23 protein-coding genes are annotated in these 23,026 nt (G+C 69.3%); 10 read left to right on the top strand and 13 right to left on the bottom strand.

The genetic code is table 11. The features are described 5' to 3' along the window. Nucleotides 1-22: 22 nt before the first annotated feature. The 9 genes from KYX17_RS28315 to KYX17_RS28275 form a co-directional block, all read right to left on the bottom strand. The gene (locus KYX17_RS28315) at nt 23-874 is read right to left on the bottom strand and encodes a PfkB family carbohydrate kinase (protein ID WP_243232447.1); all 852 of its coding nucleotides are present in this window, start codon (nt 872-874) and stop codon (nt 23-25) included. A gap of 5 nt (nt 875-879) precedes the next feature. Then, nucleotides 880-1,995 carry an adenosine deaminase gene (locus tag KYX17_RS28310; RefSeq protein WP_243232422.1) on the bottom strand — a complete coding sequence of 372 codons (1,116 nt, stop codon included), beginning with the start codon at nt 1,993-1,995 and terminating at the stop codon, nt 880-882. Nucleotides 1,996-2,037: 42 nt separating this feature from the next. After that, nucleotides 2,038-3,327 (bottom strand): thymidine phosphorylase, encoded by a 1,290-nt coding sequence (locus KYX17_RS28305; protein WP_243232419.1) that lies wholly within the window; start codon nt 3,325-3,327, stop codon nt 2,038-2,040. Next, on the bottom strand, nt 3,327-3,725 hold the full coding sequence (locus KYX17_RS28300) for a cytidine deaminase (RefSeq protein WP_243232416.1): 399 nt from the start codon (nt 3,723-3,725) through the stop codon (nt 3,327-3,329). The genes KYX17_RS28305 and KYX17_RS28300 overlap by 1 nt, the downstream gene beginning before the upstream one ends. Nucleotides 3,726-3,743: 18 nt before the next feature. Beyond that, the gene (locus KYX17_RS28295; protein ID WP_243232412.1) at nt 3,744-5,021 is read right to left on the bottom strand and encodes an ABC transporter permease; all 1,278 of its coding nucleotides are present in this window, start codon (nt 5,019-5,021) and stop codon (nt 3,744-3,746) included. Then, nucleotides 5,018-6,382 (bottom strand): ABC transporter permease, encoded by a 1,365-nt coding sequence (locus KYX17_RS28290; protein WP_243232410.1) that lies wholly within the window; start codon nt 6,380-6,382, stop codon nt 5,018-5,020. Before KYX17_RS28290 ends, KYX17_RS28295 begins: the two co-directional genes overlap by 4 nt. After that, the gene (locus KYX17_RS28285; protein ID WP_243232407.1) at nt 6,379-7,893 is read right to left on the bottom strand and encodes an ABC transporter ATP-binding protein; all 1,515 of its coding nucleotides are present in this window, start codon (nt 7,891-7,893) and stop codon (nt 6,379-6,381) included. Before KYX17_RS28285 ends, KYX17_RS28290 begins: the two co-directional genes overlap by 4 nt. A gap of 121 nt (nt 7,894-8,014) precedes the next feature. Further along, complete coding sequence (locus KYX17_RS28280) at nt 8,015-9,103, bottom strand: BMP family protein (protein WP_243232405.1); 1,089 nt, start codon at nt 9,101-9,103, stop codon at nt 8,015-8,017. Nucleotides 9,104-9,234: 131 nt separating this feature from the next. Beyond that, nucleotides 9,235-10,350, bottom strand: a complete 1,116-nt coding sequence (locus tag KYX17_RS28275) for a mannose-1-phosphate guanylyltransferase (RefSeq protein ID WP_243232402.1) — start codon at nt 10,348-10,350, stop codon at nt 9,235-9,237. A 147-nt stretch (nt 10,351-10,497) separates the two neighbouring features. On the opposite strand from KYX17_RS28275, the gene sdhC reads away from it, so the two are divergent. From sdhC to KYX17_RS28245, 6 genes are read left to right on the top strand one after another with little or no spacing between them, the layout of a single operon-like run. Then, complete coding sequence (gene sdhC, locus KYX17_RS28270; RefSeq protein ID WP_243232395.1) at nt 10,498-10,932, top strand: succinate dehydrogenase, cytochrome b556 subunit; 435 nt, start codon at nt 10,498-10,500, stop codon at nt 10,930-10,932. Continuing rightward, nucleotides 10,932-11,387 carry a succinate dehydrogenase hydrophobic membrane anchor subunit gene (locus KYX17_RS28265; protein ID WP_243232394.1) on the top strand — a complete coding sequence of 152 codons (456 nt, stop codon included), beginning with the start codon at nt 10,932-10,934 and terminating at the stop codon, nt 11,385-11,387. The genes sdhC and KYX17_RS28265 overlap by 1 nt, the downstream gene beginning before the upstream one ends. A 14-nt stretch (nt 11,388-11,401) precedes the next feature. Then, complete coding sequence (gene sdhA / locus KYX17_RS28260) at nt 11,402-13,228, top strand: succinate dehydrogenase flavoprotein subunit (RefSeq protein WP_243232392.1); 1,827 nt, start codon at nt 11,402-11,404, stop codon at nt 13,226-13,228. A 1-nt stretch (nt 13,229) separates the two neighbouring features. Continuing rightward, the gene (locus tag KYX17_RS28255; protein WP_243232390.1) at nt 13,230-14,000 is read left to right on the top strand and encodes a succinate dehydrogenase iron-sulfur subunit; all 771 of its coding nucleotides are present in this window, start codon (nt 13,230-13,232) and stop codon (nt 13,998-14,000) included. 20 nt (nt 14,001-14,020) lie between these two features. Further along, nucleotides 14,021-15,313, top strand: a complete 1,293-nt coding sequence (locus tag KYX17_RS28250) for a YihY/virulence factor BrkB family protein (protein WP_243232389.1) — start codon at nt 14,021-14,023, stop codon at nt 15,311-15,313. 9 nt (nt 15,314-15,322) lie between these two features. Then, nucleotides 15,323-16,162: an exodeoxyribonuclease III gene (locus KYX17_RS28245; RefSeq protein WP_243232387.1), complete on the top strand. Its 840-nt coding sequence runs from the start codon at nt 15,323-15,325 to the stop codon at nt 16,160-16,162. 144 nt (nt 16,163-16,306) lie between these two features. Here the strand turns inward: KYX17_RS28245 and KYX17_RS28240 are convergent, their stop codons facing one another. Then, entirely contained in the window at nt 16,307-16,618 is a 312-nt protein-coding gene (locus KYX17_RS28240) for a hypothetical protein (protein WP_243232385.1), read from the bottom strand. A 58-nt stretch (nt 16,619-16,676) separates the two neighbouring features. Between KYX17_RS28240 and trpS the strand changes: the two genes are divergently transcribed. After that, a complete protein-coding gene (trpS, locus tag KYX17_RS28235; protein ID WP_308220975.1) occupies nt 16,677-17,681 on the top strand; it encodes a tryptophan--tRNA ligase in 1,005 nt (334 codons plus the stop codon). A gap of 118 nt (nt 17,682-17,799) precedes the next feature. After that, entirely contained in the window at nt 17,800-18,522 is a 723-nt protein-coding gene (locus tag KYX17_RS28230) for a hypothetical protein (protein WP_243232383.1), read from the top strand. A 6-nt stretch (nt 18,523-18,528) separates the two neighbouring features. Here the strand turns inward: KYX17_RS28230 and pth are convergent, their stop codons facing one another. Continuing rightward, nucleotides 18,529-19,110 (bottom strand): aminoacyl-tRNA hydrolase, encoded by a 582-nt coding sequence (pth, locus tag KYX17_RS28225; protein WP_243232380.1) that lies wholly within the window; start codon nt 19,108-19,110, stop codon nt 18,529-18,531. A gap of 83 nt (nt 19,111-19,193) precedes the next feature. Further along, nucleotides 19,194-19,808: a 50S ribosomal protein L25/general stress protein Ctc gene (locus KYX17_RS28220; RefSeq protein WP_243232369.1), complete on the bottom strand. Its 615-nt coding sequence runs from the start codon at nt 19,806-19,808 to the stop codon at nt 19,194-19,196. Nucleotides 19,809-20,027: 219 nt separating this feature from the next. On the opposite strand from KYX17_RS28220, the gene KYX17_RS32150 reads away from it, so the two are divergent. Together KYX17_RS32150 and gndA are read left to right on the top strand one after the other, a co-directional pair. Beyond that, on the top strand, nt 20,028-20,153 hold the full coding sequence (locus KYX17_RS32150; protein ID WP_283818247.1) for a hypothetical protein: 126 nt from the start codon (nt 20,028-20,030) through the stop codon (nt 20,151-20,153). Between the two features lie 109 nt (nt 20,154-20,262). Further along, nucleotides 20,263-21,714 carry an NADP-dependent phosphogluconate dehydrogenase gene (gene gndA / locus KYX17_RS28215; protein WP_243232367.1) on the top strand — a complete coding sequence of 484 codons (1,452 nt, stop codon included), beginning with the start codon at nt 20,263-20,265 and terminating at the stop codon, nt 21,712-21,714. Nucleotides 21,715-21,769: 55 nt separating this feature from the next. On the opposite strand, the gene KYX17_RS28210 is transcribed toward gndA, so the two are convergent. Continuing rightward, nucleotides 21,770-23,002, bottom strand: a complete 1,233-nt coding sequence (locus KYX17_RS28210; RefSeq protein ID WP_243232366.1) for an FAD-binding oxidoreductase — start codon at nt 23,000-23,002, stop codon at nt 21,770-21,772. Nucleotides 23,003-23,026: the final 24 nt, after the last annotated feature.

Below are 23,026 nucleotides of genomic sequence, written 5' to 3'. Positions count from 1 at the left end.
CGCACGCGAAGCGGTGACGCCTTCAGAGCAGGATCGGATCCAGCAGCGGGTGGAGATGGCGCGTGCCGAGGACCGTCGATGCCGAGCGCGCGCCGGCTTCGAGCGCCCGCGGGACGTCGAGACCCGAAAGGCGGGCATCCAGGACACCGGCGAGGAAGGCGTCTCCCGCCCCGTTGGTGTCGAGGACGTCGGCCACGACTGCGGCGACGCGGTGCTCGACGCCCTCGGCGTCCACGGCGACCGCCCCGTCCGCTCCCAGCGTGCAGACAGCGAGCGACGCCCCCGCGTCGATCCGGCTGCGCAGGAAGCCCACCGGGTCGGCGAGCCGATCCGCGTTGCAGAAGACCGCGTCCGCGACCGCGAGGAACGGCCGATGGAACTCCGCCTCGCCGTCATAGTCGTGCACGTCGACCCAGATCGGCACTCCGGTCCGCGCCGCCACGGGCAGCAGCCGCGCGGGCTCCGCCGCGAGGTCCAGCACCAGCGCGTCGGCATCCGCCATCGCATCCCGCAGCAGGGCGTCCTGCGCACCGGACGCGGCCTGCGGGGCCGACAGGTACAGCGAGACCCGCTCGCCCGCTCGCGTCATGAGGTTCACGTGGCGTTCGGTGTGCGCGCTGCGATCCCAGAGCGCCGGCACCCCGGCATCCGACAGTGCGGACCGTATCCGAAGACCGTCCTCGTCCTCGGCGCTGAGGCCGTACAGGAGCACATCGCGTCCGAGAGCGGTGAGGCTCAGCGCCTTCCCCGCACTCGTGCCGCCCAGCGTCTCCCAGGAATCCTCGGCGAACTGCATGTGCGGCACGGGCTCGGGCAGCCGATCGAGCAGCACCAGGCGGTTCCAGGATGCCGGTCCGGCGATGAAGACCGCCACCCGGGTCAGTCCTCGAAGCCTTCGGCGATCATCTCGACGAGCTCCTCGCGCTCCTCGACGGGGAGGAAGGCCGCGGCGGCCGCATTGAACTGGAACGTCTCCAGGTCGTCCAGGTCGTACCCGAACGCATCCACGAGCAGCGACAGCTCGCGGGTGAGCGACGTGCCGCTCATGGTGCGGTTGTCGACGTTCACGGTGACCGCGAAGCCCAGCTGGTACAGCAGGTCGAAGGGATGGTCGCCGAGCTCGGTTCCCCACGCGGCGATCGCTCCGGTCTGCAGATTCGACGACGGCGACAGCTCGAGCGGGATCTCGCGATCACGGACCCAGCGTGCGAGATCGCCGAACTGCACCTGGACCTCGTCGTCCTCGCGGCTGACGACCCGCAGGTCCGAGGCGATGCGCACACCGTGGCCGAGTCGCAGCGCGCGTCCGTCCAGCAGCGCCGAACGGATCGACGCCAGCCCCGCGGCCTCGCCCGCGTGCACGGTCACGGGGAAGAACTGCTCGGCGAGGTAGTCGAACGCGGCGCGGTGGTCGGACGGCGGGAAGCCCTCCTCGGGACCGGCGATGTCGAAGCCGACGACCCCGCGTGTGCGGTACGCGACCGCGAGCTCGGCGATCTCCCGGGAGCGGGCGGTATGGCGCATGGCCGTGATCAGCTGACCGACGCGGATGCTGCGCCCGTCGCGATCGGCCGCGTCCTCCCCCTCCTCGATGCCCTGCTGCACGGCGTCGACGGCCTGCTCCAGCGTGAGTCCGCGCGCCAGATGCTGCTCCGGCGCCCAGCGCACCTCGCCGTAGATGACCCCGTCCTCGGCGAGGTCCTCGACGAACTCGCGGGCGACGCGCGTGAGCTGCTCGGCGGTCTGCATGACGCCGGTCGTGAGATCGAAGGTCTTCAGGTACTCCACGAGCGACCCGGAGTCGCCCTGCTTCGCGAACCAGGCGGCCAGCCGCCGGGCGTCCTTCTCAGGGAGGTCGAGTCCCGCCTCGTCGGCGAGTTCGATCACAGTCGACGGGCGCACCGCGCCGTCGAGGTGGTCGTGCAGCGAGACCTTCGGCAGGCTCCGCAGCGAGACGCCCTGGACGGTGGCGTCGCCGGTCGGTTCGATCGACATGGAGGACCTCTCAGGAGAGCGGATGGAGGGGCGGGTCACAGCCTACGCGGTGATCCGCTCGCGGACGAGCGGTCCGGACTCCGGCCCATCCGTCCCGATCGCCCAGGCGCCGTCGACGGCCTCGAGAGCGCGCGCGAACCGGGCCTCTTCGTCGGCGGACAGCGTGAACAGCGGCTGCCCGGCGACCACCCGGTCCCCCGGCTTGGCGTGCAGATCGATGCCGGCCGCGGGGACCACGGCGTCCTCGGCCCGCGCGCGCCCCGCCCCGAGCCGCCAGGCGGCGATGCCGAACGGCAGAGCCTCCATCCGGGTGACGACGCCGTCCGACGGCGCCGTGACGACGTGCGTCTCCCGCGCCGTGGGGAGGGCTGCGTCCGGATCCCCGTCCTGGGCGCGGATCATCGCCTTCCAGCTGTCCATCGCGCGGCCGTCGTCGAGAGCGGCCTCCACATCGGCATCGGGATGGCCCGCGAGCGCGAGCATCTCCCGAGCCAGCGCCACCGTCAGCTCACGGACGTCGGCCGGTCCGCCTCCGGCGAGCACCTCGACGGATTCGCGCACCTCGTTCGCGTTGCCGATCGCCAGGCCGAGCGGCACGTTCATGTCCGTGAGCAGCGCCGTCGTCGCCACGCCGGAGTCGGTCCCGAGCTCGACCATGGTGCGCGCGAGCTCGCGAGCACGGTCGATGTCCTGCATGAACGCCCCCGAGCCGAACTTCACGTCCAGCACGAGCGCATCCGTGCCCTCGGCGATCTTCTTGGACATGATGCTCGACGCGATCAGCGGGATCGCCTCGACGGTGCCCGTCACGTCGCGCAGCGCGTAGAGCTTCTTGTCGGCCGGCGCGAGGCCGGAGCCGGCGGCGCAGATCACGGCACCGACGTCGGACTGCATCTGCGCGAACATCTCGTCGTTCGACAGCGCGGCCCGCCAGCCGGGGATCGACTCGAGCTTGTCGAGCGTCCCGCCGGTGTGCCCGAGTCCGCGGCCGGACAGCTGCGGGACGGCGACCCCGAACGAGGCGACCAGGGGTGCCAGCGGCAGAGTGATCTTGTCCCCCACGCCGCCGGTCGAGTGCTTGTCGACGGTCCGCTTGCCGAGAGAAGCGAAGCTCATCCGCTCCCCGGAGGCGATCATGGCGTCGGTGAGGACCCGGATCTCGTCGCGCTGCATGCCCCGCTGGAACACGGCCATCGCGAACGAGGCCATCTGGGCGTCGGACACGTAGCCGCGCGTGTACGCGTCGACCATCCAGCGCAGCGCCGGCTCGGGAACGGTGCCGCCGTCGCGCTTGGCACGGATGACGTCGACGGCGTCGAAGGCCTCGACCATCAGCGCACCTCCTCGAGGTCGCGCGGGCCGAAGGCATCGGGCAGCACCTCGTCGATCGTGCGGATGCCGGACACGGTCTCCAGCAGCATCCCCGGTGTGGCGTGCTCGAACAGCAGCTGACGGCAGCGGCCGCACGGCATGATCGTCTGGCCCTCGCCGTTCACGCACACGAACGCGACGAGACGCCCGCCGCCGGACATGTGCAAGTCACCGACCAGCGCGCACTCGGCGCACAGCCCGACGCCGTACGACGCGTTCTCGACGTTGCAGCCCGCCACGATCCGGCCGTCGTCGGCGAGCGCCGCGGCGCCCACCCTGTAGCGCGAGTACGGGGCGTAGGCCTTCCGCATCGCCTCCGTCGCGACGGCGCGCAGTTCGTCCCAGTCGATGTCAGTCATGTCCTCGGTTCTGTCCGATCAGCTCTTGATGTAGGGAACGCCGGATGCGGCCGGAGGACGGGAGCGCCCCACGAGACCGGCGACGGCGAAGATGGTGACGATGTACGGCAGCATCAGCATGAACTGGCTCGGCACAGGCGAGCCGATCACGCTCAGCACGCCCTGCAGGTTCGACGCGAAGCCGAACAGCAGTGCGGCGAGGGTCGCCTTGATCGGATCCCACTTGCCGAAGATCACGGCGGCGAGCGCGATGAAGCCGGCCCCCGCCGTCATCTCGGAGTTGAAGCGCGGGACGGACACCAGCGTGAAGAACGCGCCTCCCATGCCGGCGACGGCACCGGCGAGCATCATGTTGCGGTACCGGGTGGCGGCGACGTCGATGCCGACGGTGTCGGCCGCCTGCGGGTGCTCGCCCACGGCGCGCAGGCGCAGACCCCAGCGGGTGCGGTACATGCCGAACCACACCAGGAACACCACGATGTACATCAGGTAGACGACGACCGTCTGGCGGAACAGGATCGGTCCGATGACCGGGATGTCGCTGAGCACCGGGATCGCGATGGCCGTAAAGGGCTGCGGCGAGTTCAACGTGGCCTGGTTCGGGTCGAGCACCTGACGGAACAGGAACGTCGTCACGCCGACCACGAGCACGTTGAGCACGACGCCGACGATGACCTGGTTCACGAAGTACGTGATCGCGAACACGGCGAGGACGAGCGAGACGAGGACGCCGGCCACCATCGCGGCGACGAGACCCGCCCATGGGCTGCCGGTGAGCGAACCCACGAGCGCCGCGCAGAAAGCGCCCGCGAGCAGCTGAGCCTCGATGGCGATGTTCACGACGCCGACCCGCTCGCCGATCACGCCGCCCAGTGCTCCGAAGATCAGCGGCGTCGCCAGAGCGAGCGCGCCCGAGAGCAGGCCGATCAGCGGCAGGGTGGCGCCGGCGGACGCCCACACCAGGAAGCCGAGCAGCAGGAACACGACGTACACCGAGATCAGCCACAGCGGCACGGAGCGCCGTCCCGCCACGAGCACGAACGCGACGACGGTCAGTGCCACGAGGATCCCCACGCACACCCATGCGGTGGCCGTCGACGGCAGGACGAGGTCCGGCAGCGCGATCGCCTCGCGCCCGGCGACCAGGCGGAACGTGCTGACCCCCTCGCGCGGTGCGAGCAGAGGCAGGAGCGCCACCAGCACGGTCATCACCGCGAAGATGATGGGCGTCTTCCACGACACGACCGCGACGTGGCGCTGCTCCTCAAGGGGAGCCTGTGTCGTCAGAGCGCTCATGCCGCCACCTCCTTCGACGTCTTCGCCGCGCGCTTGCGTCGTGGCCTGCCGTCCGGCTGCGGAAGCCCGAAGATCGCCCGCACCAGCGGAGGCGCGGCGATGAACAGCACGATCAGGGACTGCACGACCAGGACGATCTCCACCGGGACCCCCTGAGAGCTCTGCATCGTGAAGCCTCCGGCCTTGAAGGCGCCGAACAGGATGCCCGCGCCGAGCACGCCAAGCGGCGTCGACCTGCCGAGCAGGGCGACGGTGATCGCGTCGAAGCCGATGCCGGCGTCGATGCCCTCGCTGAACCCGCTCGTCACCGTGCCGAGCACCTGGCTGGATCCGGCGATGCCGACCAGCCCGCCGGCGAGCACCATCACGAGGAAGTACATCCGCCCGACACTGATGCCCGCGACCTTCGCGGCTGCGGGGTTCTCCCCCACGGCGCGGAAGCGGAAGCCCAGGCTCGACCGCTCAAGAAGCCACCAGGTGAAGGCGACGGCGAGAAGCGCGATGATGAAGCCCGCGTGGAGCTTGAACTGCGGTCCGAGGATGCCGGGGAGCACCGCCGTCTCCGCCATCGGCGCGGTCTTCGGGTTGCTCGAGCCCGGCGCCTGCAGTACGCCCTGCGTGGCCAGCATCCAGGCGAGCAGGTAGACCGCGATGTGGTTGAGCATGATCGTGACGATCACCTCGTGCGCGCCGGTGCGTGCCTTGAGGAGTCCGGCGATTCCGGCCCAGATCGCGCCCGCCACGATGCCGGCGAGCACGGCTGCGAGCATGTGCAGCGGCCACGGCATGTCGACCGCCGTCGCCACCCAGCCGGCAGCAGCCGCGGCCATGAGCATCTGTCCCTGACCGCCGATGTTGAACAGGCCGGCACGGAAGGCCAGCGCGACGCCGAGTCCGGCGGCGATCAGCGGGGTCGCGAACTTGAGCGTCTCGGTGAGCGGACGGATGCCGACGATGAAGCTGTCCGCCGTGAAGTTGTAGATCGAGCCGCGGAACAGCGCGGCGTACGCGCCGGCCACGGCATCCCAGATCGCAACGAGCGTGTCAGTGGGCCGCGCGAAGAAGTAGGTCGACGCCTCCTGCACCTCGGGGTTCGTGAAGGCGATCATGATCGACCCCACGATGACGGCGAGCAGCACCGCGAGCACCGAGATGATCGCGTTTCCGGTCACCACCCGGCGCCAGGCCGCGTGCCAGCGCGATTCCTCGGGGACGGGCTGCCCGGACTTCGGGGGGTCCGGCAGCGGTACGCCGGGTGCGGCGAGTCCGGACGCGGATCCGGCGGCTCCGGTGACCGTGCCGCCGGTGCGGTCCGGTCCGCTCTGGCCGGCCGAACCGGGTGCTGCTTCGGAGTCGCTCATGCGGTGGCTCCTTCTTCGGTCATGCCGGCCATCATCAGGCCGAGGCGGTCTCGCGGGGTGTCGCCGGGGACGATGCCGACGATCCGGCCGCGATACATCACCATGATGCGATCGGCGAGCGCGGTGGCCTCGTCGAGCTCGGTCGAGATCACGACGACCGGGACGCCGGCGTCGCGGGTCGCGATGATGCGCTTGTGGATGAACTCGATCGAACCGACGTCCACACCGCGGGTGGGCTGGGCTGCGACGAACAGGGACAGGTCGCGGCTGAGCTCCCTGGCCAGGACGACCTTCTGCTGGTTCCCTCCGGAGAGCCGGCCGACCGGCTGGTCGGGGCCCTGCGTGCGGATGTCGAACTCCGCGATCTTGTCGGAGGCGAAGCTCTGCAGAACGCCCCGCTGCACTGTTCCCGCCTTGACGAAGGGCGCGCCGTCCGAGCGGTCGAGCATCAGGTTCTCGGCGATGGAGAACTCCTTGACCAGCCCGTCGACGCTGCGGTCCTCCGGGACGAAGCCGACGCCGTCGTCGAGGATGTCCTTGACCGATCGGCCGACGAGTTCGCGGCCGTTCAGGCGGATGCTTCCCTGCACGCGGGGCTGAAGACCGACGAGGGCCTCGGTGAGCTCGGTCTGCCCGTTGCCCTGCACTCCGGCGATCGCGAGCACCTCGCCCCCTCGAACCGAGAAGGTGACGTCGTCCACCAGCACGGTCCCGACATCGTCCGTGACGGTGAGCCCGGTGACGGTGAGCGCCTCCTCCCCCAGGTTCGGGGCGCCCTTCGCGACGGTGAGCTCGACGGCGCGCCCGACCATGAGGGAGGCCAGCTCCTCGTTCGTCGCTGTCGGCGACGCCTCCCCGACCACCTTGCCGAGCCGGATCACGGTGATGCGATCGGCGACCTCGCGCACTTCGCGGAGCTTGTGGGTGATGAAGACGATGGATGCGCCGCCGTCGCGCAGCTGGCGCATGGTGGCCATCAGCTCGTCGGTCTCCTGCGGAGTCAGCACGGCGGTCGGCTCGTCGAAGACGAGCACCTTCGCGTCGCGCGAGAGCGCCTTGATGATCTCGACGCGCTGCTGCACGCCGACGGGAAGCTCTTCGACGACGGCATCCGGATCCACGTCGAATCCGAAACGATCGGAGATCTCGATGACCATGCGCCGCGCCGCGGCCAGATCGAGTCGCCCGCCGAACCGGGTCTGCTCGTGCCCCAGCATGACGTTCTCGGCGACCGTGAACACGGGGATCAGCATGAAGTGCTGGTGCACCATGCCGATGCCGGCCGCCATCGCGTCGCCGGGGCCGGCGAAGTGCTGCACGACGTCGTCCAGCAGGATCTCGCCCTCGTCGGCCTGATACAGACCGTAGAGCACATTCATCAGCGTGGACTTGCCGGCGCCGTTCTCACCGAGGAGGCAATGGATCTGCCCCGGTTCGATGGTGAGATCGATGTGGTCGTTGGCCGTCAGCGCGCCGAACCTCTTGGTGATGCCGCGCAATTCGAGCTTCATGTGTTGATCCTAGTCAGCGGGCAGGGTGCGCCCTCAAGCAGATGGCGCGGGTCGGCGCCGTGGACTGGGGAGAGGGAGGCCGGCGGTGGCCGGCCTCCCTCTCAGCGTTTTCGGTCCTCGATCAGTCGAGGTACGACGTGACCGTGACCTCGCCGTCGATGATCGCCTGCTGCAGCGCCTCCACCTCGGAGACGAGCTCGGCGTCCACCTTGTCGGCGAAGTTGTGCAGGTCGGCGATGCCGACGCCCTCGTTCTCCAGGGTGCCGATGTACGGGGTCGCGTCGAACTCGCCGTTGGCGCTCGACATCACGGCCTCGTAGGTCGACAGGTCCATGGCCTTCAGGATCGACGTGAGCACGTAGTCCTCGGTCGTCGGGTCGGTGACGAACAGGTCGGCGTCCGTGCCGATCAGGGCGATGTCGCGACCGGACTCGGTGATCGCCTGGAGAGCCGACTGGTAGATCGGACCGCCGACGGGCAGCAGCACGTCGACGCCCTGGTCGATGATGTTCTGCGCGACGGTCTTCGCCTCCTGGTTGGCCTCGAAACCACCGGTGAACGAACCGGTCGAGCCGTCCCAGCCCACCACCTGGACGGAGGTGCCCTTCTCGGAGTTGTAGTAGTCGACGCCCTGCTTGAAGCCGTCCATGAAGATCGTGACGGTCGGGAACTCCATGCCGCCGAACGTGCCGACCTTGCCGGCCTCGGAGTAGCCCGCGGCGAGGTAGCCGGCGAGGAACGCCGCTTCGGCCGTGTTGTAGAGCAGCGGCTTGACGTTCTCGGCATCGGCCTGGCCGTCGAAGTCGGCGTCGGCGGCGTCGTCGACGAGGATGTAGTCGACGTCGGGGTTCGCCTGCGCGCTCTCGACCGTGGCAGCCGAGAGGGCGAAGCCGACCGCGACGATCGCGTTGCAGCCCTCGGCGACGAGGTTCTCGACGTTGGGTCCGTAGTCGGTCTCGGTGTTCGACTCGACGTCGTTCAGCTGCACGCCCAGCTCGTCGGCCGCCTTCTGGGCGCCCTCGAGGGACAGCTGGTTGAACGACTTGTCCTGGAACCCGCCGAAGTCGGAGACGATGCAGGGCAGGAAGTCGAGCGCTTCCCCGCCCGGTCCCTCGGACTCCTCCGGGGCGGCTCCACAGCCTGCGAGCGAGAGGGCGACACCGGTCGCCACGAGCGCGGCGAGTGCGCGCTTCCGGGTGGAAATGGTCACGTAAGCCTCCACGGACTACTGGCCTGCGCCGATCGCAAGGCCCCAGGCATAAGTTACCCAGTGTTACGCGACGCCCGCCCGTCGCCGCGGTTAATGGTTACAAACCCGAAATAGATCCGACATCCGCCCGGTCAGAGCACATCTCCGCGACCGGTCACCTTGAGCGATTCGACGACGCCCTTCACGCGCTGCGCGTGCTCCGTCGTGGTCACCAGAAGCGCGTCCGGAGTGTCCACGACGACGATGTCCTGCACGCCGACGAGGCTGATCACGCGCGAGGTCTGGCTCACCAGGATCCCGGTCGCGGCGTCCGACAGCACCCGCGCCTTCGGCCCGAGCACCGCGAGGTCGTTCTTGCGTCCGCCGGTGATGAGCTTGGTGAGGGAGGCGAAATCCCCCACGTCGTCCCAGTCGAAGTGGCCGGGGATCACCGCCAGGCGCCCCTTGTCGGCCGCGGGCTCCGCGACGGCGTAGTCGATCGCGATCTTCTTCAGTCCCGGCCATATGCGATCCACCGCAGGTCCGCGGAGCTCGCGATCGTCCCACGCCTCGGCAAGCTCCCGCAGTCCCGCATGCAGCTCGGGTTCGTTCTCCGCGAGCTCGTCCAGCAGCACGCTCGCCTTCGCGATGAACATTCCGGCGTTCCACAGGTACGAGCGGTCGGCGTAGTAGCGCTTCGCCGTCTCGAGATCCGGCTTCTCCACGAAGCTCTCGACCGTCGCCGCCTCGGGGGCGCCGTCCACGATCAGCTCGTCGCCCTTGCGGATGTAGCCGAAGCCCACGGACGGCTCGGACGGCTGGATGCCGATCGTGCAGATATAACCGGCGCGGGCGACCTCCACGGCCTGCTGCACGGCGAACTCGAAGGTGCGCGTTCCGCGGATGACGTGGTCCGCGGCGAACGAGCCGATGATCACGTCCGGGTCGCGGCGGTGCAGGATCGCGGCAGCCAGCCCGATCGCCGCCGACGAGTCGCGCGGCTCGGACTCGAGGAAGACGTTCGGATCGGGGATGCCGGGGAGCTCCGCCTCGACGGCTGCGCGATGCGCGCGGCCGGTGACGACCGCGATGCGGTCGGCGCCCGCGAGCGGCTCGAGCCGGTCCCAGGTGTCGCGCAGCAGCGAGTTGCCCGAACCGGTCAGGTCGTGCAGGAACTTGGGCGCGTCCGCACGCGAGAGCGGCCACAGCCGGCTCCCGATGCCGCCAGCGGGGATCACGGCGTAGAAGTCCTCGATCGGCTCCGTCATGCCCCCACCCTACCCGGGACAACAATCTCGACATCGAGACAGTTAGGGTCCCCTTCCTCGATCCCGGCGCGTGGACGGGAATAGGATGGTGAGCGTTCGGGCGTGCCTGCGCACGCTGCCGAGACAGATCGATCAGGGAGGACGACCGTGTCCGCAAGCACTCGCTTGACACCGTCGATTTCGGAGACGACATCCAAGACCCCGCGCGGCACCCTCTACCGAGGCCGCGAAGGCATGTGGTCCTGGGTGCTTCACCGCATCACCGGTGTCGCCATCTTCTTCTTCCTCCTGGTGCACGTGCTCGACACGGCGCTGATCCGCGTGTCGCCCGAGGCGTACGACGCGGTGATCGGCACCTACAAGAACCCGGTCATGGCCTTCGGCGAGGTCGTCCTCGTCGCCGGCATCGCGTTCCACGCTCTCAACGGCCTACGCATCATCCTCGTCGACCTGTGGTCGAAGGGGGCGCGGTACCAGCGCCAGATGTTCTGGATCGTCATCGGCCTGTGGGCGGTGCTGATGGCCGGATTCGTCCCGCGCCATCTCGCCCTCGCGTTCGCCGGCTTCGGAGGGGGACACTGATGACCGCTCAGACCGCAGTGCCGGCATCCGGGCGTCGCGCCCGCCGCTTCAACCTCGAGAAGTGGGGTTGGATGTTCATGCGGGTGTCCGGGGTGCTCCTGGTGATCCTGATCTTCGGCCACCTTTTCGTGAACCTCATGCTCGGCGACGGCATCCACGCCCTCGACTTCGCGTTCATCGCCGGCAAGTTCGCCGACCCGTGGTGGCAGTGGTGGGACGTGCTCATGCTGTGGCTGGCGCTGATCCACGGCGCGAACGGCATGCGCACCATCGTCAACGACTACGTCACCCACCCCGGTGCTCGCAAGGCGCTGGTCTGGGCGCTGGGCCTGGCCGCCGGACTCCTCATCGTCCTGGGCACGCTGGTCGTCTTCACGTTCGACCCGTGCCTCGGCGTGACCGAGTCGAGCAGCCTGTGGGACATGTGCGTGGCCAACGGCAGCGTCGGGAACTGAGAGAGAGCCAGAGAGTGACCACCCAGACTCACGATTCCGTCGTCCGCGACGGCGTGCACTACCACCAGTTCGACATCGTCATCGTCGGTGCCGGCGGCGCCGGCATGCGGGCGGCCATCGAGGCCGGCCCCGGCGCGAAGACCGCCGTCATCTCGAAGCTGTATCCCACTCGCTCGCACACCGGCGCCGCACAGGGCGGCATGGCGGCTGCCCTCGCGAACGTCGAGGAGGACAGCTGGGAGTGGCACACCTTCGACACGGTCAAGGGCGGCGACTATCTCGTCGACCAGGACGCCGCCGAGATCCTCGCCAAGGAGGCGATCGACGCGGTCATCGACCTCGAGAACATGGGTCTGCCGTTCAACCGCACCCCCGAGGGCAAGATCGACCAGCGCCGCTTCGGCGGGCACACCGCCGAGCACGGCAAGACCCCCGTGCGCCGCGCGTGCTACGCGGCCGACCGCACCGGCCACATGATCCTGCAGACTCTCTTCCAGAACTGCGTCAAGCTCGGCATCGACTTCTTCAACGAGTTCTACGTGCTCGACCTGATCACGGTGAAGGATGCCGAGGGCAGGACACAGATCGCCGGCGTCGTCGCCTATGACCTCGCCACGGGCGAGCTGCACGTGTTCCACTCCAAGGCCGTGATCTTCGCGACCGGCGGTTTCGGCAAGATCTTCAAGACCACCTCCAACGCGCACACCCTCACCGGCGACGGCGTCGGCATCGTGTGGCGCAAGGGACTGCCGCTCGAGGACCTCGAGTTCTTCCAGTTCCACCCGACCGGTCTCGCCGGTCTCGGCATTCTGCTCACCGAAGGGGCCCGCGGCGAGGGAGCCATCCTGCGCAACGCCTCGGGCGAGCGCTTCATGGAGCGCTACGCGCCGACCATCAAGGACCTCGCCCCGCGCGACATCGTCGCCCGCTGCATGGTGCAGGAGGTCGCGGAGGGACGCGGTGCGGGTCCGCACAAGGACTACGTGCTGCTGGACTGCACGCACCTCGGCGCCGAGGTCCTCGAGACCAAGCTCCCCGACATCACCGAGTTCGCCCGCACGTACCTGGGCGTCGACCCGGTCGTCGAGCCGGTGCCGGTCATGCCGACCGCGCACTACGCGATGGGCGGCATCCCGACGAACAACGACGGCGAGGTGCTGGCCGACAACGACACGGTCGTGCCCGGTCTGTACGCTGCCGGCGAGTGCGCCTGCGTCTCGGTGCACGGCGCCAACCGGCTCGGAACCAACTCGCTGCTGGACATCAACGTGTTCGGCAAGCGCTCGGGCCGCAACGCGGTCGAGTACGTCAAGACCGCCGAATTCGTCCCGCTGCCGGAGAACCCGGCGGCGTTCGTCTCGGACATGCTCGAGGGGCTGCGCAACAACCAGGGCACCGAGCGCATCGCCGTGCTGCGCAAGACGCTGCAGGACGAGATGGACAAGGGCGCGCAGGTGTTCCGCACGCACGACTCCCTGGAACACGTCCTCGGCGTGATCGCGGAGCTGCGCGAGCGCTACAAGAACGTGCACGTGGACGACAAGGGCCACCGGTTCAACACCGATCTGCTCGAGGCCGTCGAGCTGGGCTTCCTGCTCGACATCGCCGAGGTCGTCGTCTATGCGGCCCAGAACCGCGAGGAGAGCCGCGGCGGCCACATGCGCGACGACTTCCCCCAGCGCGACGACGAGAAGTACATGAAGCACACGATGGCGTACCTGACGGGCGACCCGCACTCGTCGACGCCGAGCGACCACATCCGGCTCGACTGGAAGCCGGTCGTCTTCACGAAGAACGAGCAGGGCGAGTTGAACTACCCGCCGATGGAGAGGAAGTACTGACATGTCCACCGCTGTCGCAGAAGCGCCTGCCGCTGATTCCGCCGCGGACACGGGCGTCCAGTCCTTCCTGGTGACCTTCATCATCCGCCGGTTCGACCCCGAGGTCGACGCCGAGCCGCACTGGGTCGACTACGACGTGGAGCTGTACTCGACCGACCGCGTGCTCGACGCGCTGCACAAGATCAAGTGGGAGGTCGACGGCTCTCTCACGTTCCGACGCTCCTGCGCCCACGGCATCTGCGGCTCCGACGCCATGCGCATCAACGGCCGCAACCGCCTCGCCTGCAAGACGCTGATCAAGGATCTGGACATCTCCAAGCCGATCTACGTCGAGGCGATCAAGGGCCTGCCGCTGGAGAAGGACCTCGTGGTCGACATGGAGCCGTTCTTCGCGTCCTACCGCGAGGTGCAGCCGTTCCTCGTCGCGAGCACGACGCCCGAGAAGGGCAAGGAGCGCACGCAGTCCATCGCCGACCGCGCCATCTTCGACGACACCACCAAGTGCATCCTGTGCGCCGCGTGCACCTCTTCGTGCCCGGTGTTCTGGACCGACGGGCAGTACTTCGGCCCCGCCGCGATCGTCAACGCGCACCGCTTCATCTTCGACTCGCGCGACGACAACGCCGGCGTCCGCCTGGACATCCTCAACGACAAGGAGGGCGTGTGGCGCTGCCGCACGACCTTCAACTGCTCCGAGGCGTGCCCGCGCGGCATCGAGGTCACCAAGGCGATCGCCGAGGTCAAGCAGGCGGTGCTGCGCGGTCGTCCCTGACCCTTCGCTACCCTGACAGGGTGAGCCGCTCCGACAGCACCTCGACGCCGCGCAGCCCTCGCGAGCAGCGCGGGGCTGCGGACGTGGCGGCACGCGAGGAGCAGCATCTGCGCGCCCGCTGGGAGCAGACGCAGCAGAACCTCCGCGAACGCTTCGAGGAACCGCTCTCGCGTGCCACCGAGCTCACGCATCGCACGCTCGCCTGGTTCCCGGTCCGGGTGTGGCGCAACTTCCTGCAGCACGAGGGCTTCCTGCTCGCGGCCGGGGTGAGCTATCAGACGCTCTTCGCCGGCTTCGCCGCCGTCTACGTCGCGTTCGCGATCACCGGTCTCTGGCTGGGCGGGAACGCGGATGCCGTGGACGGCCTGATCAGCGTGATCAACAACTTCATCCCGGGCCTCATCGTCACCGACGGCGTCATCACGCCCGAGCAGGTCCAGGACATCGCCAGCGGGAACACCGGAACCCTCAGCATCACCGGCGCGATCGCCCTGGGAGCCCTCATCTGGACGGCCATCGGCGCGATCTCGTTCGCGCGCCGAGCCGTCCGAGGCGTCTTCGGCATCCCTCCCGACCGCCGGAACTACTTCCACCTGAAGGGCCTGGACCTGCTGGCCGCGATCGTCTTCGGGGCGGGGCTCGTGCTCGGGACCATGCTCGGCACGCTCGGGACCTGGGCCCTGGGCCTGGCCTTCGAGCTGATCGGCCTGAGCGAGGCGTCGCCGGTGTTCTCGCTGACCGTCCGGCTGGTCACGGTGGCGATCCTCTACATCGTCAACACCGTGCTTCTGGCCGGCCTGTTCCGCTTCCTCACGGGCACGCAGCTGACCTGGCGGCGCATCATGCCCGGCGCGTTCCTCGGCGCGGCGGCGACCACGGTGCTCCAGCTCGGGTTCGGCCTGTTCCTCGGCTACACCCCGTCCAACCCGCTGCTGGCGACGTTCACCGTGTTCATCGTCATGCTCCTCTGGTTCCGCCTCATCGGGATCGTGCTGCTCGTCGCGGCCTCCTGGATCGCCGTGGCCGCACAGGACAATCACGTGGCTCTCCTGCCGCAGTCGGAGGCCGAGCGCCTCGCCGCCGAGCACAGGGCGCTGCTGCTGGCGGCCCAGGTGCGGCTGCGCACGGCGCAGGAGGCCAGGGCGGGGGCGCCCTGGTACCGGATCTGGGCGGCCGATCGCGCGGTCCGCGAGGCGCACGACGAGCTGGAGCAGGTCGAGGCCGCCACCCCTCCCCCGCCGCAGCGGGGGCGCAGGCCCCGTCCCGGCTTGGGGGCGACCGTTCCGGAGGGCGATGTCCGTCCCTCCGCCTAGGCTGGAGGCATGCCACATCTGCGTATCGCCTCGGTCAACGTCAACGGAATCCGGGCGGCCGCCCGCAACGGCATGAGCACCTGGCTGGACGCTGCGGACGTCGACATCCTCACCCTGCAGGAGGTGCGCGGACAGGATGAGCACCTGGAGGCCGCACTCCCCGGCTGGTCGATCATCCACGACGAGGCCACGGCCAAGGGGCGTGCGGGCGTCGCGATCGCCAGTCGCACCCCGGCCCTCGCGGTCAGGACGGACTTCGGACCGGCCGATTTCGACTCGAAGGGGCGCTGGATCGAAGGCGACTACCTGATCGGGGATCAGCCGCTGACGGTGGCGAGCGCCTACGTGCACACCGGCGAGGCGGACACCCCCAAACAGGACGAGAAGTGGAAGTTCCTGGATGCGTTCGGCGACCGTCTCACCGAGCTGGGCGCCGACGGTGCGCTCGCTCTCGTCACGGGCGACCTGAACGTCGGGCACCGCGAGCTGGACATCAAGAACTGGCGCGGCAATCGCAAGAAGGCCGGATTCCTCCCGCGAGAACGCGCGTACTTCGATCGCTTCCTCGGCGCAGCCGGAGCCGACGTGGATGCCGTGGACGGCACGACCGGACGCGGTCTGGGCTGGGTCGACGTCGGGCGCCGCTTCCACGGCGAGATCGACGGGCCGTACACGTGGTGGTCGATGCGGGGCAAGGCGTTCGACAACGACTCGGGATGGCGCATCGACTACCATCTGGCGAGCCCGGCGCTGGCCGACCGCGTGGAGTCCTACCACGTGGCGCGTGCGGCCTCCTACGATCAGCGCTGGAGCGATCACGCGCCCGTCGTCGTCGACTATCGGTACTGAGTCGCCGACGGAGCCGTCTTCTCGCCGGGCTCCGGAATCGCTCTCGTGACAGGGAGGCCGCGCGGAGACGCACCGAACGCGTGAGCATGTCGGTTTCGACGGCGCTCGCGCTCCGCGCGGACGCGCGGTCACGCCGTCAGGCCGTCAGGCCGTCAGCAGCGCGGCGAACAGCCCGATGCCGACGACGAGGAACGCGGCGAGACTGATGATCGCCGCGACGAGTCTGCGGCCGGCCGGGAACACGAGCGGGATCGACACCGCGGTCGGGATCGCGAGCACCAGCGCGAACAGCGTGCCGAAGATGAGCGTGTAGCCGTGAGGGTCGAAGGCACCGCCGAAGCGGCTGCTGAGCACCAGGACCGTGAACACGAGGAACGGCACGCCGAACAGCGCCGTCAGCACGATGCCGAGGATGCGCAGCCCGGCGCCGGTGGAGCGAGGTCCCGGAGCGGTCATACCGTGAGTCTGGCATCCCGCGGCGGACGGCATCCCGTCTCCCCATAGGATTGATACCGTGACGAAACCTCGCCTGTACTCCGGAATGCAGCCCTCCGCCGATTCCCTGCAGATCGGCAACTACATCGGAGCGCTGCTGCAGTGGCGGGAGCTGCAGACCTCCTATGACGCGTTCTTCTCGGTCGTCGACCTGCACGCGCTGACCGTGGCGCAGGACCCGAAGGAGCTGCGGGAGAAGACACGGCGCACGGCCGCGCAGTACATCGCCGCCGGCATCGAGCCGTCGCAGTCGACCCTCTACGTGCAGTCGCACGTGCGGGCGCACGCCGAACTCGCCTGGATCCTCTCGACGATCACAGGGTTCGGCGAGGCCGGCCGCATGACCCAGTTCAAGGACAAGTCTGCCCGCTACGGCGCCGAGGCGACGTCTGTGGGGCTGTTCACCTATCCGGTGCTGATGGCCGCCGACATCCTGCTGTACCAGACCGATGTCGTGCCGGTCGGCGACGACCAGAAGCAGCACGTCGAGCTCACCCGCGACCTGGCCGAGCGGTTCAACGCGCGTTTCGGGGAGGCGTTCGTGGTGCCGGTGCCGGTGATCCAGAAGGACACCGCTCGCATCTACGACCTGCAGAGCCCGACGGCGAAGATGTCGAAGTCGTCCGAGAGCGACGCGGGTGTGCTGTGGCTGCTCGACGACCCCGCGGCGACGGCGAAGAAGATCATGCGTGCGGTCACGGACAACGAGGGCAGCGTGCGCTTCGATCGCGAGAGTAAGCCGGGCGTCTCGAACCTGCTCACGATCTATGCGGCGCTCACGGGGCGCCAGGTCGCGGCGATCGAGGACGAGTACGCCGGCCGCGGGTACGGCGACTTCAAGAAGGGCCTCGCAGACGTCGTCGTGAACGAGTTCGAGCCGGTGCGTGCGCGCGCGCTGGAGCTGCTGGACGATCCGGCCGAGCTGGACCGAATCCTCGCCGCGAACGCGGAGAAGGCGGATGCCGTCGCCGACGCGACCCTCGCCTCGGTGTACGACAAGGTCGGGCTGCTTCGACGCGTCTGAGCACGCGTGTTCCGAACTCCTCCAGAATCGTCGGATTCCGGCCCGGCGCCGGTCCCGGCATCCGGATCTGCAGGTTTCGACACGCGGATCGAGCACCCCTCCCCCGTAGGATGGGGGCGTGACCGATCCGCAGCTGCCAGACGGCTTCCGCCCCGCTCCCCCGCCCGCGCCTCCGGTTCCGCCGGCAGGTGCCGAAGCCGGACAGCAGACTGCCCCGAGCGGGCGGCCGGACGGCGGCACGCCGTCACCCGAGGGTCCCGCACGCGACGTCGCACCCTTCGGCGCGCCCGCACCCGGGGCGCAGCCGGGCGGCGATGCGTTCTCCGCGCCCGCGTTCCCAGCGCCGACGCCCCCGTACCAGGCCCCGGGCGGCGCCTACCAGGTGCCAGTGGGCGGCTATCAGACCGCCGCCGGGGCGTACAGCGTCGCGATCACGCCGGAGACCCCGTCCCGGACCACCGGGGTGATCGCACTGGTCCTGTCCCTCGCGGCCGCGATCCTGATGCCGGTCATCGGCGGCTTCGCGTCCTGGGAGGTGGGACGACGCATCCCCAGCGCCCTGGAGAACGTCACGACCGCCGATCTCGAGTCGCTCGCGTTCCTGTCACCGGCACGCGACCAGGTCCTGTGGGCCGAACTGTCGTTCTGGGCGGGTACGGTGCTCGGCATCGCCGCGTTCATCCTCGGCGTCATCGCGATCGTCAAGCGCCGCGGCCGGGGTATGGGCATCGCCGCGCTCATCGTCGCCGTGATCGGGCCGGTGATCTTCTTCACCGTGGCGTTCTTCGCGCTCAGCATCGGCGCCGCCGTCGGCTCCGCGGCGCTCCTCGGCGCGGTCTGACGCCGCTCAGCGCGGCGCGTGGTGCGTCTGCTGCGCGGCGAGCAACCCGTCCGCGACCAGCGTCTCGACGGCGTCCGCGGCATCCGAGACCAGGATCGGCAGGTTCTTGCGCTCCTCGCCGCCGAACGGCGCGAGCACCCAGTCCGACGGATCCTGGCGTCCCGTCGGACGTCCGATCCCGACGCGCACGCGCGGGAACTCCGCCGTCGTCAGTGCGCTCGCGACGTCGCGGACGCCGTTGTGCCCGCCGTGACCGCCGCCGGTCTTGAGCTTGATCGTGTCGAACGGGATGTCCAGCTCGTCGTGCACGACGATCACGCGCTCGGACGGCACGGTGTAGAACCGCGCGAGCGCCGCGACGGGGGTCCCGGAGACGTTCATGAACGTGTTCGGCTTGGCCAGCACGAGCTTGTCCGCTCCCGGGCGCAGCCAGGTCTCCACGACCCTGGCCCCCGCCTTGTGCACGCGGAAGGTCTCGCCCCGACGCGCGGCGAGCTCGTCGACCACCATCTGACCGATGTTGTGCCGTGTCGTCTCGTAACGCGGACCCGGGTTCCCGAGCCCGACGACCAGCCACGTGTGCGCCACGGCACGCTCCTCTCGAACATCGCCAGGATATGGCAGAGGGGACACGATCACTCGCGTCCCCTCTGCCGGAAGTGCGGCGGAGATTACTCCGCAGCTGCCTCTTCGGAAGCCTCTTCGCCGGCCTCGGCCTCGCCCTCCGGCTCCTCCGCAGCCTCGGTGGCGGCGGGAACGGAGATCGCGACGACCAGCAGCTCGGGGTCGGCGAGCAGCGTCGCACCCTTGGGCAGCTTCACGTCGGCCGCGGTGATGTGCGCGCCCTCCTCGAGACCCTCGATCGAGACCTCGACGTGCTCCGGGATGTGCGTGGCCTCGACCTCGACGGCGAGCGTCGTGGCGTCGAGGTTCGCGATGGTGCCCGAGAACGACTCACCGGTGAGGACGACAGGGACGTCGACCTGGATCTTCTCGCCCTTCTTCACGACCAGCAGGTCGATGTGCTCGATGATCTGGTGCACCGGGTCCTTCTGGACGTCCTTGACCAGGGCGAGCTGGCTCTTGCCCTCGATGTCGAGCTCGAGCAGCGCGTTGGCGCGGCGGATGATCAGCGCGACCTGGTGGCCCGGGAGTGCGACGTGCACCGGGTCGGTGCCGTGGCCGTAAAGCACGGCGGGGATCTTGCCTGCAGCGCGCAGGCGACGGGCGAAGCCCTTGCCGAAGCTGTCGCGCAGCTCGGCGATGACCTTGGTGTCGTCAGACATGGGTTCTCCTTCTGGCACGCGACGGACGGCCGCGTGGTGGTCTTGAGTTCGGCTTCTCGAACGCAGACGCGAGAATCCAGCCACGAGGACTGCTTCGCCGCGTCGATCACGGATGCCGCGCACGCGAAGCATCCCTCGCCGAGGAACTTCTCAATCGTACCCGATGCCCGGGTAGGCTGAAGACACCCGACTTCCTTCCCACGAACCAGGAGTTCTGCAATGCTCGACGGCGCCTTCTTCTCCCACGCGATCGCCTGGCTCATCGGCGCCATGGCGGTGTGCGCCACGGTCGGCGTCGCCGGAGCCCTGTTCGCGATGGGCCGCTCGGGCTACCGCAAGGACTGAGCCGCACAACGTAACCCGCGCGTCGTGAGCGGCGCGTCCGGGTAATCTGGAAGGGTCCGCAGCCGCGCGGTTCCGCGCCCGGGCGATCCCCCTCACGGAAGGTGCATCAATGTCCTCTGCCGGCCAGGCAAACATCGGAGTCGTCGGACTCGCCGTCATGGGCTCGAACCTCGCCCGCAACCTCGCCAGCCGCGAGGGCAACACGGTGGCGATCTTCAACCGCAGCTTCGAGAAGACGCAGACGCTGCTGGACGAGCACCCCGAGGCCGGCTTCATCCCGGCATCCACGTATCAGGAGTTCGCCGACTCCCTGCAGAAGCCGCGCACCGCGATCATCATGGTCAAGGCCGGTGGACCGACGGATGCCGTGATCGACTCCCTGCTCGAGGTCTTCGAGCCCGGGGACATCATCGTCGACGGCGGCAACGCGTACTTCCCCGACACCATCCGCCGCGAGAAGGCGGTCCGCGAGACGGGCGTGAACTTCGTCGGCGCCGGGATCTCCGGCGGCGAGGAGGGCGCGCTCACCGGCCCCAGCATCATGCCCGGCGGCTCGGACGAGTCGTGGGTCACGCTCGGCCCGATCCTCAAGTCCATCGCAGCGGTCGCCGAGGGCGAGCCCTGTGTCACGCACGTCGGTCACGACGGCGCGGGGCACTTCGTGAAGATGGTGCACAACGGCATCGAGTACGCCGACATGCAGCTCATCGCCGAGGCGTACGACCTGATCCGCCGCGGCACGGGCAAGACCCCCGCCGAGATCGCCGACATCTTCGCCGAGTGGAACAAGGGCGAGCTCGAGTCCTACCTGATCGAGATCACCGCCGAGGTGCTGCGTCAGATCGACGCGGCCACCGGCAAGCCGCTCGTCGACGTCATCCTCGACCAGGCCGGAGCCAAGGGCACCGGGGCCTGGACCGTGCAGACCGCGCTGTCGCTCGGCGTCCCGGTCTCGGGCATCGCCGAGGCGACCTTCGCCCGTTCGCTGTCCAGCCACCCCGAGCAGCGCGAGGCCGCCGCCTCCCTGCCCGGCCCGGACGAGGCGTTCTCGGTCTCTGACGAGGCGGCGTTCATCGAGGACGTCCGCCTGGCGCTGTACGCCTCGAAGATCGTCGCCTACTCGCAGGGCTTCGACGAGATCCGCGCAGGTGCGGCCGAGTACGGCTGGAACATCGACCTCGGCGCCATCAGCAAGATCTGGCGCGGCGGCTGCATCATCCGCGCGCAGTTCCTCAACCGCATCGCGGACGCCTACGCCGAGACCCCGGATCTGCCCGTCCTCATGACGGCGCCGTACTTCGCTGAGGCGCTCACCCGCGGCCAGGCCGCGTGGCGCCGCGTCGTGGTGACCGCCGCTCAGGCGGGGATCCCGGCTCCGGCGTTCTCGTCGTCGCTGTCGTACTACGACGGCATCCGCGCCGACCGCCTGCCGGCGGCACTCGTGCAGGGGCAGCGCGACTTCTTCGGCGCGCACACCTACAAGCGCATCGACAAGGACGGCACGTTCCACACTCTGTGGTCGGGCGACCGCACCGAGATCGAGGCCGAGGACACGCACTGACGTCTCGCGGACGCTGAAGGTCCGGGGAGCCCGCGGGCTCCCCGGACCTTCGCTTTCACGGCACGATGTTGTGATTGCGCCGGAACAGGTTCTCCGGATCCCAGGTCCGCTTGATCTCCCTCAGGCGCTCGCGAGCAGCCGGCGCGAACATGCCGGCCACCGCCTCGGGGCGCTCCGTGGGGGAGAAATTGCTGTACTCGGCGATCCGGTTCCGCTCGATCACCGCCCAGTCCGCGAGGATCTCGGCCCTCGTGTCGTCGTCGACGAGCCCCGGGATGTCGAAGGCGCCGGCCATGACGAACCAGGTCGCCTCCCGCGCGGGGAAGGCCGTGGCCTCCTGCGTGACGTCTCCGAACGCACCGCCGAGCGAGCGCAGGAACAACACGGATGCCGGGTATGCGGCGCGGAACGCGAGCAGGCGGTCGATGAGATCGTCGTCCAGACGCGCGTAGAGGCCGTTGCCGCCGACGAAACCGGGCGGCACCTGCTCCTCACCCTCCGCCGGCACCGGCGGCTCCATCAGGATGTCGCGATAGGCCGGCGTGGTGATGTCGGCCTCGACGCCGTCGAGCCGCGTGATGGGCTCGAGAACAGCGCGCAGACGCTCCGCGTCGGCTCCCGCCCACACGGCGCTGAGGCTCGCCCCCGCGGGCGCACTCGGATCCATCGGCGGCACGTCCATATAGGTCACGGTGAGCTCGCGCGGTGCATCGGTCAGCAGGTCGCGTACCGCCCGCAGCACGGACGCCGGATCCGCGAACCGGGTCTCGGCGAAGGCGATGCCGTCCAGGCGGTGCGCGGCGAAATCGAATCGCGTCACGACACCGAAGTTTCCGCCTCCCCCGCGCAGCGCCCAGAACAGATCAGGGTTCTCGTCGGCAGACGCCTCGATGACGTCGCCGTCCGCGGTCACGACCTCGACGCCGATCAGCTGATCAGCCGCCAGCCCCCAGGAGCGGACCATCCATCCGACGCCTCCGCCGAGGGTCAGCCCGCCCACGCCCACCGTCGCGGTGTCACCGGAGCTGATCGCGAGTCCGTGACCGGCCAGGGTCGCCGCGACATCGCCCCACACCGCCCCGCCGCCGACCCGCACGGTCGTGCCGTCCACGTCGACACTGTTCAGCTCCGAGAGCTCGATACGCAGCCCCGGGCTCGACCCATGGGACCAGGGTCCATGCCCGCCGGAGACGACGGTCACGGGGAGGGACTCCTGCTTCGCACGCCGCACCGCGGCGGCGACGTCTTCAGTGGTGGAGGGGCGGATGACGACAGTGGGTTCGGTCATGCCGCCACGCTAGCCTCCCGGTCA

Source organism: Microbacterium sp. CIAB417, from assembly GCF_022788845.1.
Note: the sequence above shows the minus strand (reverse complement) of the source record. Positions and strands in the feature narration are given on the sequence as shown.

Excerpts from the sequence above, each read along its gene's own strand:
- KYX17_RS28240 (WP_243232385.1), bottom strand. The coding sequence starts at position 16,618 with ATGACCGCTCCGGGACCTCGCTCCACCGGCGCCGGGCTGCGCATCCTC.
- KYX17_RS32150 (WP_283818247.1), top strand. The coding sequence starts at position 20,028 with ATGCTCGACGGCGCCTTCTTCTCCCACGCGATCGCCTGGCTCATCGGC.
- KYX17_RS28285 (WP_243232407.1), bottom strand. The coding sequence starts at position 7,893 with ATGAAGCTCGAATTGCGCGGCATCACCAAGAGGTTCGGCGCGCTGACG.
- KYX17_RS28255 (WP_243232390.1), top strand. The coding sequence starts at position 13,230 with ATGTCCACCGCTGTCGCAGAAGCGCCTGCCGCTGATTCCGCCGCGGAC.
- gndA (WP_243232367.1), top strand. The coding sequence starts at position 20,263 with ATGTCCTCTGCCGGCCAGGCAAACATCGGAGTCGTCGGACTCGCCGTC.
- KYX17_RS28310 (WP_243232422.1), bottom strand. The coding sequence starts at position 1,995 with ATGTCGATCGAACCGACCGGCGACGCCACCGTCCAGGGCGTCTCGCTG.
- KYX17_RS28295 (WP_243232412.1), bottom strand. The coding sequence starts at position 5,021 with ATGAGCGCTCTGACGACACAGGCTCCCCTTGAGGAGCAGCGCCACGTC.
- KYX17_RS28300 (WP_243232416.1), bottom strand. The coding sequence starts at position 3,725 with ATGACTGACATCGACTGGGACGAACTGCGCGCCGTCGCGACGGAGGCG.
- KYX17_RS28220 (WP_243232369.1), bottom strand. The coding sequence starts at position 19,808 with ATGTCTGACGACACCAAGGTCATCGCCGAGCTGCGCGACAGCTTCGGC.
- KYX17_RS28265 (WP_243232394.1), top strand. The coding sequence starts at position 10,932 with ATGACCGCTCAGACCGCAGTGCCGGCATCCGGGCGTCGCGCCCGCCGC.
- KYX17_RS28290 (WP_243232410.1), bottom strand. The coding sequence starts at position 6,382 with ATGAGCGACTCCGAAGCAGCACCCGGTTCGGCCGGCCAGAGCGGACCG.
- KYX17_RS28275 (WP_243232402.1), bottom strand. The coding sequence starts at position 10,350 with ATGACGGAGCCGATCGAGGACTTCTACGCCGTGATCCCCGCTGGCGGC.
- KYX17_RS28245 (WP_243232387.1), top strand. The coding sequence starts at position 15,323 with ATGCCACATCTGCGTATCGCCTCGGTCAACGTCAACGGAATCCGGGCG.
- KYX17_RS28305 (WP_243232419.1), bottom strand. The coding sequence starts at position 3,327 with ATGGTCGAGGCCTTCGACGCCGTCGACGTCATCCGTGCCAAGCGCGAC.
- KYX17_RS28210 (WP_243232366.1), bottom strand. The coding sequence starts at position 23,002 with ATGACCGAACCCACTGTCGTCATCCGCCCCTCCACCACTGAAGACGTC.